The sequence below is a fragment of the Kaistia nematophila genome, from assembly GCF_026343855.1.
GTDB classification, from domain to species: Bacteria; Pseudomonadota; Alphaproteobacteria; order Rhizobiales; family Kaistiaceae; genus Kaistia; species Kaistia nematophila.
Map to the genome: position 1 here is coordinate 92370 of NZ_JAPKNK010000001.1, position 15619 is coordinate 107988.

A 15619-nucleotide genomic window follows, 5' to 3' on the forward strand; every position below is an offset into this window, starting at 1 on the left:
ATCAAAGAGTTCGAACCATTCGAGGAGAGGATCCAGCGTCTTGCCCGTCGACCGCACGACTTCCGAGACGGCGACGTCGGCGCTTTCGGCGCTCGACCAGCGTTCGCGCGAGATCTTCCGCCGCATCGTCGACAGCTATCTGGAGACGGGTGAACCGCTCGGCTCGCGCAACCTCGCACGCATCCTGCCGATGGCGCTGTCGCCGGCCTCCGTCCGCAACGTCATGTCGGATCTCGAAGGGCTCGGCCTGATCTATGCGCCGCATACGTCGGCCGGGCGGCTGCCGACCGAAAGCGGGCTGCGCCTGTTCGTCGACGCCATGCTGGAAGTGGGCGACCTGACCTCGGAAGAGCGGCGCGACATCGAGAGCCGGGTGGCCGGCGGTGGCGGCGGCCGGACCGTCGACGGGGTGCTGAGCGAGGCCGGGCGCATGCTGTCGGGCCTGTCGCGCGGCGCCGGCGTCGTGCTCGCCTCGAAGAGCGACCAGCGGCTGAAGCATGTCGAATTTGTCCGGCTCGAGCCGACCAAGGCGCTGGTCGTGCTCGTCGGCGAGGACGGCTCGGTCGAGAACCGGCTGATCGACCTCGACCCCGGCACCACGCCGTCGAGCCTGGTCGAGGCGGCGAACTATTTGAACACGCATCTGCGCGGCCGCAGCCTGGCGGAGGCCCGCGCCGAGCTGAACCAGCGGCAGGTCCGCGTGCGCGCCGAGCTCGACCAGCTGACGGCGCGGCTGATCGATGCCGGCCTCGCCAGCTGGGTCGAGGCGACCGGCGGCCGGCCGGACACGCTGATCGTGCGCGGCCAGGCCAATCTGCTCGAGGACGTGCGCGCCGCCGAGGATCTCGAACGGATCCGCCTGCTGTTCGACGACATCGAGACGCAGCGCGAGCTGGTGCGCCTGCTCGGCAGCGCCGAGGCGGGTGACGGCGTCCGCATCTTCATCGGCTCGGAGAACAAGCTGTTCTCGCTGTCCGGCTCGTCGCTGGTGGTGTCGCCCTATCGCGATTCCGAGAGCCGGGTGGTCGGCGTGCTCGGCGTCATCGGGCCGACGCGGCTCAACTATGCGCGCATCGTGCCGATGGTGGACTATACCGCCAAGCTGGTCGGCCGGCTGATCGGCTGAGCGCGACCGTCTGGCGTCTGTACAGCATCGCGGCAAGCCGATATGAGAACGCTTCAAAGATAACGGAGACGAGAACATGGCGACGGGTACCGACAAACTGGTCACGGTTTTCGGCGGCTCTGGCTTCATCGGTCGTCATGTGGTGCGCGCGCTGGCCAAGCGCGGCTGGCGCATCCGTGTCGCCGTGCGCCGGCCCGATCTTGCCGGTCATCTGCAGCCGCTCGGCGCTGTCGGCCAGATCATGCCGGTGCAGGCGAACCTCCGCTACCGCTGGTCGGTCGACCGCGCGGTCGAGGGCGCCGACGCCGTCGTCAACCTCGTCGGCATCCTGAACGAGAGCGGCCGGCAGAACTTCTCGGTGCTGCACAATTTCGGCGCCCGCGCCGTCGCCGAGGCGACCCGCGCCGCCGGCATCCAGACGCTGGTGCACCAGTCGGCGCTCGGCGCCGATCCGAAGTCGGATTCGCTCTATGCCCGCACCAAGGCGCTGGGCGAGGCGGCCGTGCTCGAGACCGTTCCGGACGCGGTCATCCTGCGCCCGTCGATCGTGTTCGGACCGGAAGACCAGTTCTTCAACCGGTTCGGCGATCTCGCCCGCATCTCGCCCTTCCTGCCGCTGATCGGCGGCGGCAAGACCCAGCTGCAACCGGTGTTCGTCGGCGACGTCGCCGAGGCGATCGCGCGCGGCGTCGAGGGCCAGCTCTCCGGCGGCACGATCTACGAGCTCGGCGGGCCGGAAGTGAAGACCTTCCGCCAGTGCCTCGAGCTGCTCCTGACCGAGATCGAGCGTTCGCCGCTCTTGGTATCGGTGCCGTGGTCGGTCGCGCATTACAGCGCGGTGCTGACGCAGCTTCTGCCGAACCCGCTCTTGACCACCGACCAGGTCCGGCTGCTGAAGCACGACAATATCGTTTCCACCGCCGCCGAGGCGGAGGGCCGTACGCTTTCGGGCATCGGCATCAATGCGAGCAATCTGCTCGCTGTGCTGCCGTCCTATCTGCAGCGCTTCAAGCCGCACGGCCAGTTCGATCACAAGCGCACGGCCTAGTTCCGCGCTGTCGCCGACATTGAAAAGCCCTCGTCCGGGTCCCGGACGAGGGCTTTTTCGTTGTGGCGGGGGTATGGCTATCAGCCGAAGGTCAGCAGGGCGGCGAGGCCGACGGCGCCGACGAGGATGCGCCAGTAGGCGAAGGGCGCGAAGCCGCGCTGGCTGACGAAGTCGAGCAGGCGGCGGACCACGAAGACGCCGGCGACGAAGGCGGCGACGAAGCCGACCACGATGTTCCAAGCGCCGGCCGCGGTGATCTGGTCATGCGTCTTGTAGAGGTCGTAGGCGAAGGCGCCGACCATGGTCGGCATGGCCAGGAAGAACGAGAATTCGGCCGCCGAGCGCTTGTCGCTGCCGAACAGCATGGCGGCGACCACCGAGGCGCCGGAGCGCGACACGCCGGGCACCATCGCCAGGCACTGGGCGAAGCCGATGCCGAGATACATGCCGAGCGAGAAGTCCATCGCGTCGTGATAGCGCGGCTTCAGGTCGACCCGGTCGACGATCAGCAGCACGAAGCCGCCGAGGATCAGCATGACGCAGATCAGCATCGGGCTCTCGAACAGCACCTGCTTGATGAAGCCGTGCGCCGCCGCGCCGATGACGGCGGCCGGCAGGAAGGCGAGCAGGATGCCGAGCACGAAGCGGCGCGTACGCGGATCGGAGGGCAGGTCGCGCAGGATCTTCAGCAGCCGCCCGAAATAGACGGTCAGGATGGCGAGGATGGCGCCGAGCTGGATCAGCACCTCGAAGGCGCGTCCCGGGCTGTCGAAGCCGAGGAAATGGCCAGCCAGCAGCAGATGCGCGGTCGAGGAGACGGGAATGAATTCAGTGAGGCCTTCGATCAGGCCGAGTACAAGCGCATCCAGCAAACCTGGGATATCCATCATCGCTCCTGCGATTGCTGTTGAAGGTCGAAACCGCGATTCGGCTTGATACTCGCCACAATCGCGGCCTATATGCGGGCGCTGGAGCCGTTCTCGCAACTGGCAAGACCGCCGCAGAATCGCTTCGCATTTTCAGCTCTCGATCTGCGTAACGATGTCCTTCCTCCATCATCATCCTTTTTCCGCCGCTTCGCGCTATGCCCGCCTGGTCCTGTCGGAATATGACGAGGCCGTCGAGTTCGTCGAAGAGAAACCCTGGGTTCGCAATGCGGCGCTTCTGGCGCTGAATCCGGCTGGAATCCTGCCGATTTTCATTGATGACAACGAGACGGTCGTCGCCGGCGGCTCCGTGATCACGGAATATCTTGTCGAAACCAAGGGCGCCCGCATGGGCGAGGTCCGGCTAATGCCGGAGCATGCCGCCGACCGCGCCGAAGTGCGGCGCCTGGTCGAATGGTTTGCCGGCAAGCTGCATGGCGAAGTGACGAACTATCTCGTCACCGAGAAGATCTACAAGCGGCAGATGAAGCAGGGCGAGGGCCATACCTCGCCCGATCCGGCCGCGATCCGCGCGGCGCGCGCCAATGTCCGCTATCATATCCAGTACATCGGCTATCTGGCGGCGCGGCGGAACTGGCTGGCGGGACGCGAACTGACGCTCGCCGATTTCGCGGCCGCTGCCGAGATCTCCGTCATCGACTATCTCGGTGAGGTGCCATGGGACGCGGACGAGGCGGCGAAGGCGTGGTACGCGCGGGTGAAGTCGCGACCGTCGTTCCGGTCGCTGCTGAACGACGTGGTCCGGGGCGTGCCGCCGGCGCCGCACTACGTCGACCTGGACTTCTGATTTCCGATCCGTTGACGCCGAAGCAGCTCGCGGCGGAAAAGTCGCGGCTTGTCGCCGATGCGCTCGCCGAGGGCTTCAGCGTCGTCCGCATCACTGGACCGGACGCCATTCCGCTTGCGCCCGGGCGTCTGCAGGCCTTCCTGAGGGACGGCCATCACGGCAGCATGGCCTGGATGGAAGAGACGGCGGAGCGCCGTGCCGATCCGAAGGTGCTCTGGCCCGATGTCCGCACCGTCATCATGCTCGGCCTGAACTACGGGCCGGAGGAGGATCCGCGCGGGCTGCTCTCGGCGCGCGATCGCGGCAACATCTCCGTCTATGCGCGCAACCGCGACTATCACGACATCATCAAGGGCAAGCTGAAGCAGGTCGCCGGCCGGCTCGCCGCGCGCACCGGCCATGAGGTCAAGGTGTTCGTCGATACGGCGCCGGTGATGGAAAAGCCGCTCGGCGAGGCCGCCGGCCTCGGCTGGCAGGGCAAGCACACCAATCTCGTCTCGCGCGAGTTCGGCTCCTGGCTGTTCCTCGGCTCGATCTTCACCGCGCTGGAGCTGCCCGTCGATGCGCCCGAGCGCGATCATTGCGGCAAGTGCCGTGCCTGCCTCGACGCCTGCCCGACCAACGCGTTTCCGACGCCCTACCGCATCGATGCGCGGCGCTGCATCTCCTACCTGACGATCGAGAATGCCGGGCCGATCCCGCGCGAGTTCCGCGTCGCCATGGGCAATCGCATCTATGGCTGCGACGATTGCCTGGCCGCCTGTCCCTGGAACAAGTTCGCCAAGGCGTCGGCGGAGATGAAGCTGAAGGCGCGGCCGGAATATGAGGGGCCGAAGCTTGCCGAACTGGCGGCGCTCGATGACGCGGCGTTCCGGGCGTTCTTTTCCGGCTCGCCGGTGAAGCGCATCGGCCGCGACCGCTTCGTGCGCAACGTGCTGGTGGCGATCGGCAATTCCGGCGATGCCGGCCTACTGGAGGCGGTGCGGAGGCTGCTCGACGACCCGGCGCCGGTGGTCCGGGGCGCCGCCGTCTGGGCCTTGTCACGGCTCGCGCCGGACGAACTCGTCGCGCTGGGGCTTGCCGCGATGGAGAGTGAGCCGGACGCGACGGTCCTGGAGGAATGGCGGGCTGCTCAGTCGGCGAGCTGAAGATGGCGGGACGGGGCCCGCCGTCGCAAGCAAGGCAAGACCCTCACCCAACCCTCTCCCGCGAGCGGGCGAGGGCTTTTGGGCCGGCGACCTTCAGACGCGCCGAGCTCGGGCGAGGGCGGATCGATCGGGCGCAGGCTGGCCAAAGAGGCTGGCCGGATCGATCGGGCTCAGCCAGACCCCCTCTCCCGCGAGCGGGAGAGGGCCGGGGTGAGGGGCTTGCTGTACTTCCGCTCGGCGCATACCGAACGCGCGCCCCGGCCGGCTCATGGATCAGCCCTTGAGGACCTTCTTCTCGGCGACGGTGGTGTCGGCGTTGAGGCGGTAGACGATCGGCACGCCGGTCTCCAGCTCGCGCTCGAGGATCTCGGCAGGCGTCAGTCCTTCCAGCGCCATGATCAGCGCGCGCAGCGAATTGCCATGCGCCGCGACCAGCACCTTTTCGCCGCGCATCACCGGCGGCAGGATGTTGAAGATGTAATAGGGCCAGACGCGCGCGCCGGTATCCTTGAGCGACTCGCCGCCCGGCGGCGGCACGTCATAGGAGCGGCGCCAGATCTTGACCTGCTCTTCGCCCCACTTGGCGCGGGCGTCGTCCTTGTTCAGGCCCGACAGGTCGCCATAGTCGCGCTCGTTCAGCGCCAGGTCGCGGATCGTCGTCAGGTCGGGCTGGCCGAGCTCGCCGAGGATCAGCTTCAGCGTGTTCTGGGCGCGGGTCAGCTCGGAGGTAAAGGCGAGGCCGAAGGAAAGGTCGAGGGCCTTCAGTCGCTTGCCGGCGGCGGACGCCTCGGCGACGCCTTGTTCGGTCAGGTCGGGGTCGCGCCAGCCGGTGAACAGGTTCTTCAGGTTCCAGTCACTCTGGCCATGGCGCACGAGCACGAGAAGGCGATCCATACGGAAGGCTCCTTTTGGGGTCAGTCGGTGAAGCCGAGCACGTCGGCCATGGAATAGCGGCCCGGCTTGCGGCCGCGGGCCCAGAGCGCAGCCTTGACGGCGCCGCGCGCGAAGAGGGCGCGGTCCGAGGCGTGATGCGACAGGGTGATCATCTCGCCCTCGCCGGAGAGCATCACCGAATGGTCGCCGATGACGCTGCCGCCGCGCAGGGTGGCGAAGCCGATGGCGCCGCGCGGGCGCGGCCCGGTGATGCCGTCGCGGACGCGGACGGCGTGGTCGTTCAGGTCGACGTCGCGGCCTTCGGCGGCGGCCTTGCCGAGCATCAGCGCCGTGCCGGATGGCGCGTCGACCTTGTGGCGATGGTGCATTTCCAGCACCTCGATGTCGAAATCCTCGTCCAGCGCCTTCGCCGCCTGGCGCACGAGCTGCGCCAGCAGGTTGACGCCGAGGCTCATATTGCCGGATTGCAGGATGACGGCGTGGCGGGCGGCCGCGTCGAGGGCGGCATGGTCTTCCGGAGCCAGCCCGGTGGTGCCGACGACATGGACGATGCGGGCCTGCGCGGCGATCTCGGCGAAGCCCACGGTCGCGGCCGGGCTGGTGAAGTCGAGCACGCCCTGCGCCTTGGCGAAGACGGGCAGCGGATCGTCGGTGACGGGGATGCCGAGCGGCGGCAGGCCGGCCACCACGCCGGCATCCTGGCCGAGGAAGGGCGATCCCTCGCGCTCGATCGCGCCGGCGACAGCAACGCCTTCGGTTTCGGTGACGGTCCGGATCAGCGTCCGGCCCATGCGGCCGGCGGCGCCGACGATGACGAGACCCATATCGGTCATGGCAGGTATCCCCCGGTTTCCAAGCGCATATAGCAGGCAGATCGCCCGTGCGGGAGACTAGATTGCCGAAGCCGTCTCGATTTCGGAGAGAATGGCCTTCGCCGCGGCTCGGGGATCGGCCGCCTCGATGATCGGCCGGGCCACCACGAGATGGTCGGCGCCGGCCTTGATGGCGGCGGCCGGCGTGGCGATGCGCTTCTGGTCGCCGAGCATCGAGCCGGCCGGGCGGATGCCTGGGGTGACGATGGCCATGCCGGCGCCGACGACGGCGCGCATGGCGCCGGCTTCTTCCGGCGAGCAGACGATGCCGTTCATGCCGGCGGCGCGGGCGTCGGCGGCGCGGCGGGCGACGAGTTCGGCCGGACCGACGGCGTAGCCCGCGGCGGCGAGGTCGCTCTCGTCCATCGAGGTCAGCACCGTCACGGCGAGCAGGCGCAGGTCGCTGGCGCCCTTGCCCTGCACGGCGGCGCGCATCGCGCGCGGATAGGCGTGGATGGTGCAGAAATGCATGCCGAGCTTGGCGATGTTCTGCACGGCGTGTTCGACCGTGTTGTCGATGTCGAGCAGCTTGACGTCGAGGAAGACCTTCTTGCCCTGGTCGACCAGCCGCTCGGCGAAGGCGAGCCCGCCGGCGAAGGTCAGCTGCAGCCCCACCTTGTAGAAGGTGACCGTGTCGCCGAGCGTCGCCACCATCTCTTCCGCGGCTTCCACGGTGGGGACGTCGAGGCCGACGATCAGGCGGTCGCGGATATCGAGAAGGGGCATGGGCGTGGCCTTATGGTTCGCCGCGACGAGGCGGCTCGCAGGGATCAATTCGCGCGACAACGCAGGGTTGGCAAGAGGCGGAGCAGGGGCGGCCGCCCCCGTGGCAAGCACATTCGCGCGACGGACCGCCCGCGAGGCGGTTCGGTCGATCATCGGCGGGGAATGCGGTTAGGCAATGCCACGGGGCGACGCAGAACTCAATGCGTCCGTCGATAGATCCAGACGCGGGCCGGGGGCACGTTCTTCATCACCCAGCCGGTATGCGAGGTGGAGAAGAGATCCGGATCCGGCGGAATGGGCGAGTTCAGCCCGTAGGAGAACTGGATGAAGGGCTGTCCTGGCTTCAGGCGGGCGAAGGCGGCGCTGATCAGGGCGCTGCGCCGCTTCGGCGGCTGGGTCAGAAGCGGCAGGCTGGAGATGACCGCGCTGACGGGGCCGTCGACGATGCCGGCGAGCGACGGGTCGAAGGCATAGGCGTCGCCCTGGATGATCCGAACGCCCGGAAAGCGCGTTTCCAGCAGCCGGCAGAAGTCGGCGCTGTATTCGATCGAGGCGATCCGCTCCGGCGCCACGCCGCGCTCCAGCAGGGCTTGGGTGACGACGCCGGTGCCGGGCCCGAGCTCAATGACGGGAAGCGGGTCGTTGGGATCGACGAAGCTCGCCATCAGCCGGGTCAGCGCCTTGCCGGACGGGCTGACGGCGCCCATCGAAAGCGGCTTGCCCATCCAACTCCGAAAGAAGCGGACTTCGTCCGCCACAAGCGCCTTGAACTTCCGCTTCTGGATTGAGGACATGCAGCACCCGAATCATTGACCGACCGAACTATGCGCGATGGTTCACGGCAATCCTGTGGCAGTCCACAGCGATCAGGTGCCGCCGAAAAAGTCCCGGATGCGGGCGAAGAAACCGGCCGATTCCGGATTGGTCTCTTCGGAGGAAGCCTTTTCGAACTCCTCGAGCAGTTCGCGCTGGCGGCGCGACAGGTTTCGCGGCGTCTCGACGACCACCTGGATGTACATGTCGCCCATCTGGCTCGACCGCAGGACCGGCATTCCCTTGCCCTTGAGGCGGAACTGCTTGCCGGTCTGGGTGCCGTCCGGAACCTTGACGCGGGTCTTGCCGCCATCCACCGTCGGCACGTCGAACTGGCCACCGAGCGCCGCCGTCGTCAGCGAGATCGGCACGCGGCAGAAGATGTCGGCGCCCTCGCGCTGGAACAGGCTGTGCGGCTTGACCGACAGAAACAGGTAGAGATCGCCGGCCGGTCCACCGCGCAGCCCGGCCTCGCCCTCGCCGGACAGGCGGATGCGGGTGCCGTCCTCGATGCCGGCGGGAATGTTGACCGAGAGCGTGCGCTCCTGCGTCTTGCGGCCGGAGCCGGCGCATTTGTCGCACGGGTCGGAAATGATCTCGCCGCGACCCTGGCAGGTCGGGCAGGTGCGCTCGATCGAGAAGAAGCCCTGTGCGGCGCGCACGCGGCCGTGGCCGTCGCAGGTGGTGCAGACCTTGGGGTGCGATCCGGGCTTGGCGCCGGTGCCGGAGCAGGCGTCGCAGGCGACCTTGGTCGGGACATGTACTTCCGCCGTCTTGCCGTTGAAGGCTTCTTCGAGCGTGATTTCCATGTTGTAGCGCAGGTCCGCGCCGCGCTCGCGGCCGCCGGAGCGTCCACCGCCGCCGCCGCGGCGCCCGCCGCCCATGAACTCGCCGAAGATGTCGTCGAAGATGTCCGACATGGAGGCGGAGAAGTCGCCGGAGAAGCCCGGGCCGCCGCCGCCGTTTTCGAAGGCCGCGTGGCCAAAGCGGTCATAGGCCGCCCGCTTCTGCGGGTCCTTCAGCATCTCGTAGGCTTCGTTGATTTCCTTGAACTTGGCCTCGGCAGTGTGATCGCCCGGGTTCTTGTCCGGGTGATACTGCATGGCGAGCTTGCGAAAGGCGACCTTCAGGCCCTTGTCGTCGCAATCGCGCGCGACGCCCAGCAACTCATAATAATCGACTTTTGCCATTCGGCGCCCGTGGTGCAAACGAGTTGGAACTCAGGATCCGAGCCGAACTCAAGGGTGGAGGGCACGGGCTGGGCCCGCGCCTGGATAGGATAGAGGCCCGGCGCGGCGCGCCGGGCCTCCATGACGTGCATTCGTGCCTCAGGACGACTTCTTGTTGTCGTCGACTTCCTCGAAGTCGGCGTCGACGACATCGTCGGAGCCGGCCTTCTCGGCATTGCCTTCGCTGCCGTCGGCCTGCTGCGCGGCGTACATCGCCTCGCCGAGCTTCATGGAAGCCTGGGCCAGCGTGTTGGTCTTCTGCTGGATCGCTTCCGGATCCTCGCCCTCCAGCGCCGTCTTCAGATCGGCGATCGCGGTCTCGATCGTCGACTTGTCGGCGGCCGAGATCTTCGAGCCGAACTCGCCGAGCGACTTCTCGGTCGAATGAATCAGGGCCTCGCCCTGGTTCTTCGCCTCGACGACGGCGCGGCGCTTCTTGTCTTCGGCGGCGTGGCTTTCGGCGTCCTTGACCATCTTCTCGATGTCGGCGTCGGAAAGACCGCCCGAGGCCTGGATGCGGATCTGCTGCTCCTTGCCGGTGCCCTTGTCCTTGGCCGAGACGTTGACGATGCCGTTGGCGTCGATGTCGAAGGTGACTTCGATCTGCGGCACGCCACGCGGCGCCGGCGGCAGGCCGACGAGGTCGAACTGGCCGAGCATCTTGTTGTCCGCCGCCATTTCGCGCTCGCCCTGGAAGACGCGGATGGTCACGGCCGACTGGCTGTCCTCAGCCGTCGAGAAGACCTGGCTCTTCTTCGTCGGGATCGTCGTGTTGCGTTCGATCAGGCGCGTGAACACGCCGCCGAGCGTCTCGATGCCGAGCGACAGCGGGGTGACGTCGAGCAGCAGCACGTCCTTGACGTCGCCCTGCAGAACGCCGGCCTGGATCGCCGCGCCCATGGCGACGACTTCATCCGGGTTGACGCCCTTGTGCGGGTCCTTGCCGAAGAACTGCTTCACGATTTCCTGGATCTTCGGCATGCGGGTCATGCCGCCGACCAGAACCACTTCGTCGATCTCGCCGGCCGAAAGGCCCGCATCCTTCAGCGCGGCCTTGCAGGGCGCCACGGTCCGCTGCACCAGATCATCGACCAGCGCTTCGAACTTCGAGCGGGTCAGCTTGATCGCGAGGTGCTTCGGACCCTTGGCGTCGGCCGTGATGAAGGGCAGGTTGATTTCGGTCTGCTGGGCCGAGGAAAGCTCGATCTTGGCCTTTTCGGCGGCTTCCTTCAGGCGCTGCAGGGCGAGCTTGTCACCGCGCAGGTCGATGCCCTGTTCGCGCTTGAACTCGTCGGCGAGGTAGCCGACCAGTCGCATGTCGAAATCTTCACCGCCGAGGAAAGTGTCGCCGTTGGTCGACTTCACCTCGAAGACGCCGTCGCCGATCTCGAGGATCGAGATGTCGAACGTGCCGCCGCCGAGGTCATAGACCGCGATCGTCTTGCCTTCGCTCTTGTCGAGGCCGTAGGCGAGCGCTGCCGCCGTCGGCTCGTTGATGATGCGCAGGACCTCGAGGCCGGCGATCTTGCCGGCGTCCTTGGTTGCCTGACGCTGGGCGTCGTTGAAATAGGCCGGAACCGTGATCACGGCCTGCTCGACCGGCGTGCCGAGGAAGGCCTCGGCGGTTTCCTTCATCTTCTGCAGGATGAAGGCGGAAATCTGGGCCGGGGAGTACTTCTCGCCCTCGACCTCGACCCAGGCGTCGCCGTTCGGTCCCCGTACGATGTTGTAGGGAACGAGGTGCTTGTCCTTCTCGACCATCGGGTCGTCGTAGCGGCGGCCGATCAGGCGCTTCACCGCAAAGAAGGTATGTTCGGGATTGGTGACCGCCTGGCGCTTGGCCGGCTGGCCGACCAGCTTTTCGCCGTCGTCGGTGAACGCGACCATGGACGGCGTCGTGCGCGCGCCCTCGGCGTTCTCGATGACTTTCGGGGTCTTGCCGTCCATGACGGCGAGACAGGAATTCGTCGTTCCGAGGTCGATGCCGATGACCTTAGCCATATTCTCTCTCCTTGTCGGCGGGCCGTGCGGACCCTCTTCGAGGCTTCCGCCGTGCCGGGCAACTGCCCGTACGGCCCCCATGAACACTGTGATTTGCGCGGTGTCGGCAAAACGTGCCGGCCTTCGCAGGTTCAGCGCGTATATAAGAAGATGCCTAAACGGCCGCAAGGCGGCTCTCTCGCTTGATTGAGGGGCAAGCTGCGGTTGCCGGACCGAATGTGAGGAAATGCCGATGACCGCACCGTCCGCGTCACCGCCGGATGGGTTCCGCGTCGTGCCGGGAAGGCTCGACCGCGCGACGCAGGAGGCCTTGCGTGACGCGATCCGCGCCGTCGTCGCGGCGGCGCCCCTCTACCGCCCGACCATGCCGCGTACCGGCAAGCCGTTCTCGGTGCGGATGACGAATTGCGGCAGCCTCGGCTGGGTCTCGGACCAGGCCGGCTACCGCTACCAGCCGAGCCATCCGGTAACCGGCGCGCCCTGGCCGCCCATTCCGCCGGTGCTGCTCGAGCTCTGGCAGGAATTGGCCGACTATCCCGCGCCGCCCGAGGCCTGCCTCGTCAATTTCTACGAGCCGGATGCGCGCATGGGCCTGCACCAGGATCTCGACGAGGCGGAATTCGGCGCGCCGGTGCTTTCGGTCTCGCTCGGTGACACCTGTCTGTTCCGGATCGGCGGCGCCAAGCGCGGCGATCCGACCCGTTCGCTGCGGCTCGCCTCCGGCGACGTGGTGCTGCTCGGCGGCGCATCGAGGCTTGCATTCCATGGGGTGGACCGGATCTACCCCTCCACCTCGACCCTGCTGTCGCAAGGCGGGCGGATCAATCTGACGTTGCGCCGGGTCTCGAAAGTGATCGGCGCTATTCCCGATCCGGCCATTGTTGGTTAACTAAGGGCTTCGAACCTTCCTGCGACAACAGAGGAAACGTCGTGCCGGATTCAAACAGCGTGCTGATCGTTACCGACATTCAGAACGATTTCCTGCCGGGCGGCGCGCTGGCGGTGACGGATGGCGATGCTATCGTGCCGCTGGTCAATGATCTCGCGCGGCGCTTCGCGAATGTGGTGATCACGCAGGACTGGCACCCGGCCGGCCACATCTCCTTCGCCTCCAGCCATCCCGGGCGGAGCGCGTTCGAGACGATCGACCTGCGCTACGGGCCCCAGGTGCTCTGGCCGGATCATTGCATCCAGGGCTCGCAGGGAGCGGCGTTGGCGGCGGGCCTCGACATCCCGCACGCGCAATTGATCATCCGCAAGGGCTATCACGCCCACACCGACAGCTATTCGGCCTTCTTCGAGGCGGACCGCAAGACCCCGACCGGCCTCACCGGCTACCTGTTCGAGCGCAGCATCGAGCGGGTCTTCGTCGTCGGCCTGGCAACGGATTTCTGCGTGTCGTGGACGGCGCAGGATGCGCGCGAGCACGGCTTCGAGACGGTGATGATCGAGGATGCCTGCCGCGCCATCGACACCGAGGGGTCCCTGGCCAAGGCGATCGCGGTGATGGACCGCGCCGGCGTTCGCCGCGTCCATTCGGCCAGCGTGGCGCGCTGAGCGGCCACGGGAAGTAACGGGCGCGGTGGCTTGGCCGTCCGCGCCCGAAATCTGCGTCAGCCGCCGACGTTGAAGGCGGCGAGCGCCGCCATGTTGACGATGTCGTTGTCGCGCGCGCCGAGCGACAGGATCTGTACCGGCTTGTCGAGGCCGACCAGCAGCGGGCCGATCACGGTGGCGCCGCCGAGTTCCTGCAGCATCTTGGTCGAGATCGAGGCCGAGTGGAACGCGGGCATGACGAGCACGTTCGCCGGGCCCGACAGGCGGCAGAACGGATAGGCCGCCATCGCCTTCGGATTGAGCGCGACGTCCGCCGCCATCTCGCCGTCGAACTCGAAGCCGACGCGGCGCTTCTCCAGGATCTGCACCGCCTCGCGCACATGGCGCGAACGCTCGCCCTCGGGCTGGCCGAAGGTGGAATAGGCGAGCATGGCGACGCGCGGCTCGTAGCCGAGGCGCTTGGCGACGCCGGCGGCCTCGATGGCGATGTCGGCCAGTTCCTCGCCCGTCGGCATGTCGTGCACGGCGGTGTCGGCGACGACGACGGTGCGGCCGCGCACCAACGCGATCGAGACGCCGATCACCCGGTGGCCGGGGCGGGTGTCGATCACCTTCCGCACGTCGTGCAGCACGGTCGAATAGTTGCGCGTCACGCCCGAGACCATCGCGTCGGCATCGCCGAGCGCCACCATGGTGGCGCCGAAATAGTTGCGGTCGGTGTTGATCAGGCGCTGGCTGTCGCGGTGCAGGTAGCCTTGCCGCTGCAGGCGGGCATAGAGGAAGTCGATATAGGCGGGATTGCGCTGCGACAGCCGCGCATTGTGGATCTCCATGCCGTCGACCAGCTCGATGCCGGCATTCGCCGCGGTCTCGCGGATGATGTCCTCGCGGCCGATCAGGATCGCCGTGCCCAGCTCCTGGGCGACGAAGCTGGCGGCGGCGCGGATCACCTGTTCCTCCTCGCCCTCGGCGAAGACGACGCGCTTCGGATTGCGGCGGACGCGCTCATAGATGCGCGCCAGCGTGCCGACGATCGGGTCGCGGCGGGCCGAGAGTTCGATCTTGTAGGCGCCGATGTCGGCGATCGGCTTGCCGGCGACGCCGGTTTCCATCGCGGCCTGGGCGACGGCGGCCGGGATTTCGGACAGCAGGCGCGGATCGAACGGCACCGGGATGATGTATTGCGGCCCGAAGCGCGGGCGCACGCCCTGGTAGGCGGCGGCGACCTCGTCGGGCACGTCCTTGCGGGCAAGCGCGGCCAACGCCTGCGCCGCGGCGATCTTCATTTCCTCGTTGATTGTCGTCGCGCGCACGTCGAGCGCGCCGCGGAAGATGTAGGGGAAGCCGAGGACGTTGTTGACCTGGTTCGGATAGTCAGAGCGGCCGGTCGCCATGATGGCGTCGTCGCGGATATCGGCCACTTCCTCCGGCGTGATCTCCGGATCGGGATTGGCCATCGCGAAGATGATCGGCTTCGGCGCCATCGAGCGGACCATGTCCGGCGTCAGCGCGCCCTTGGCCGAGACGCCGAAGAAGATGTCGGCGCCCTTCATGGCGTCTTCGAGCGTGCGGGCCTCGGTCGCCGTCGCATGCGCCGTCTTCCACTGGTTCATGCCCTCGGTGCGGCCCTGGTAGACCACGCCCTTGGTGTCGCAGAGCAGCACGTTTTCCGACGGCATGCCCATCGCCTTGACCAGCTCGATGCAGGCGATGCCGGCAGCGCCGGCGCCGTTGCAGACGAGCTTGGTGGTCTTGATGTCACGGCCGGTCAGGTGCAGCGCGTTGATCATGCCGGCGGTGGCGATGATCGCCGTGCCGTGCTGGTCGTCATGGAAGACCGGGATGTCCATCAGCTCGCGCAGGCGGCTCTCGATGATGAAGCAGTCCGGCGCCTTGATGTCCTCGAGATTGATGCCGCCGAAGGACGGCCCGAGATAGCGCACCGAATTGACGAAGGCGTCGACGTCCTCCGTATCCAGCTCGAGGTCGATCGAATCGACGTCAGCGAAACGCTTGAACAGGACGGCCTTGCCTTCCATCACCGGCTTTGAGGCGAGCGGGCCGAGATTGCCGAGCCCGAGGATGGCGGTGCCGTTCGAGATGACGGCGACGAGGTTGCCGCGCGTGGTGTAGTCGAAGGCGCGGGAGGGGTCCTCGGCGATGGCCTTCACCGGCACGGCGACGCCGGGCGAATAGGCCAGCGACAGGTCGCGCTGCGTCGCCATCGGCTTGGTGGGTGAAATTTCCAGCTTGCCGGGCCGCCCCAGGGCGTGGAAATCCAGCGCCTCCTTGTCGGTCAGCGCAGGGCCGCTCTTGGCGGGGCGTTTGGTCTCGGTCATGTATGGAGCTCGGCGTGGGCGTTTCCGGGGCGGACGGCATGAGCCGTCTCGTTTGGTGGACGGCGACGATATCACCGGTTTCTGTGATCTCAAGCCTGCCCTTCACGCGGACGAGGGTGAAACACCTTCAAC

14 protein-coding genes are annotated in these 15619 nt (G+C 67.3%); 6 read left to right on the forward strand and 8 right to left on the reverse strand.

Annotated elements, in window-relative coordinates; all coding sequences use genetic code 11:
* Positions 1–40: 40 nt before the first annotated feature.
* Positions 41–1126, forward strand: coding sequence for a heat-inducible transcriptional repressor HrcA (hrcA, locus tag OSH07_RS00450; protein ID WP_266336641.1), 1086 nt, complete (start codon positions 41–43; stop codon positions 1124–1126).
* Positions 1127–1202: 76 nt separating this feature from the next.
* Positions 1203–2174 carry a complex I NDUFA9 subunit family protein gene (locus OSH07_RS00455; protein WP_266336642.1) on the forward strand — a complete coding sequence of 324 codons (972 nt, stop codon included), beginning with the start codon at positions 1203–1205 and terminating at the stop codon, positions 2172–2174.
* Positions 2175–2254: 80 nt separating this feature from the next.
* Here the strand turns inward: OSH07_RS00455 and OSH07_RS00460 are convergent, their stop codons facing one another.
* Positions 2255–3061, reverse strand: coding sequence for an undecaprenyl-diphosphate phosphatase (locus OSH07_RS00460; RefSeq protein ID WP_266336643.1), 807 nt, complete (start codon positions 3059–3061; stop codon positions 2255–2257).
* Positions 3062–3215: 154 nt separating this feature from the next.
* Between OSH07_RS00460 and OSH07_RS00465 the strand changes: the two genes are divergently transcribed.
* Together OSH07_RS00465 and queG are read left to right on the forward strand one after the other, a co-directional pair.
* On the forward strand, positions 3216–3908 hold the full coding sequence (locus tag OSH07_RS00465; RefSeq protein WP_266336644.1) for a glutathione S-transferase family protein: 693 nt from the start codon (positions 3216–3218) through the stop codon (positions 3906–3908).
* Positions 3909–3919: 11 nt separating this feature from the next.
* Positions 3920–5056: a tRNA epoxyqueuosine(34) reductase QueG gene (gene queG, locus OSH07_RS00470; RefSeq protein ID WP_266336645.1), complete on the forward strand. Its 1137-nt coding sequence runs from the start codon at positions 3920–3922 to the stop codon at positions 5054–5056.
* Positions 5057–5329: 273 nt separating this feature from the next.
* Here the strand turns inward: queG and OSH07_RS00475 are convergent, their stop codons facing one another.
* The 6 genes from OSH07_RS00475 to dnaK all read right to left on the reverse strand — a co-directional run bounded on the left by OSH07_RS00475 (position 5330) and on the right by dnaK (position 11591).
* A complete protein-coding gene (locus OSH07_RS00475; protein WP_266336646.1) occupies positions 5330–5950 on the reverse strand; it encodes a 2,3-bisphosphoglycerate-dependent phosphoglycerate mutase in 621 nt (206 codons plus the stop codon).
* 20 nt (positions 5951–5970) lie between these two features.
* On the reverse strand, positions 5971–6783 hold the full coding sequence (gene dapB, locus OSH07_RS00480) for a 4-hydroxy-tetrahydrodipicolinate reductase (RefSeq protein WP_266336647.1): 813 nt from the start codon (positions 6781–6783) through the stop codon (positions 5971–5973).
* A 57-nt stretch (positions 6784–6840) separates the two neighbouring features.
* Entirely contained in the window at positions 6841–7548 is a 708-nt protein-coding gene (gene pyrF / locus OSH07_RS00485) for an orotidine-5'-phosphate decarboxylase (protein ID WP_266336648.1), read from the reverse strand.
* 197 nt (positions 7549–7745) lie between these two features.
* Entirely contained in the window at positions 7746–8273 is a 528-nt protein-coding gene (locus tag OSH07_RS00490) for a class I SAM-dependent methyltransferase (protein ID WP_338149861.1), read from the reverse strand.
* A 141-nt stretch (positions 8274–8414) separates the two neighbouring features.
* Positions 8415–9551, reverse strand: a complete 1137-nt coding sequence (gene dnaJ / locus OSH07_RS00495) for a molecular chaperone DnaJ (RefSeq protein WP_266336650.1) — start codon at positions 9549–9551, stop codon at positions 8415–8417.
* Positions 9552–9689: 138 nt separating this feature from the next.
* Positions 9690–11591 (reverse strand): molecular chaperone DnaK, encoded by a 1902-nt coding sequence (gene dnaK, locus OSH07_RS00500; RefSeq protein WP_266336651.1) that lies wholly within the window; start codon positions 11589–11591, stop codon positions 9690–9692.
* A 232-nt stretch (positions 11592–11823) separates the two neighbouring features.
* On the opposite strand from dnaK, the gene OSH07_RS00505 reads away from it, so the two are divergent.
* Together OSH07_RS00505 and pncA are read left to right on the forward strand one after the other, a co-directional pair.
* Complete coding sequence (locus OSH07_RS00505; RefSeq protein ID WP_266336652.1) at positions 11824–12480, forward strand: alpha-ketoglutarate-dependent dioxygenase AlkB family protein; 657 nt, start codon at positions 11824–11826, stop codon at positions 12478–12480.
* 41 nt (positions 12481–12521) lie between these two features.
* A complete protein-coding gene (gene pncA, locus OSH07_RS00510) occupies positions 12522–13148 on the forward strand; it encodes a bifunctional nicotinamidase/pyrazinamidase (RefSeq protein ID WP_266336653.1) in 627 nt (208 codons plus the stop codon).
* A gap of 56 nt (positions 13149–13204) precedes the next feature.
* On the opposite strand, the gene OSH07_RS00515 is transcribed toward pncA, so the two are convergent.
* Positions 13205–15487 carry an NADP-dependent malic enzyme gene (locus OSH07_RS00515; RefSeq protein WP_266336654.1) on the reverse strand — a complete coding sequence of 761 codons (2283 nt, stop codon included), beginning with the start codon at positions 15485–15487 and terminating at the stop codon, positions 13205–13207.
* Positions 15488–15619: the final 132 nt, after the last annotated feature.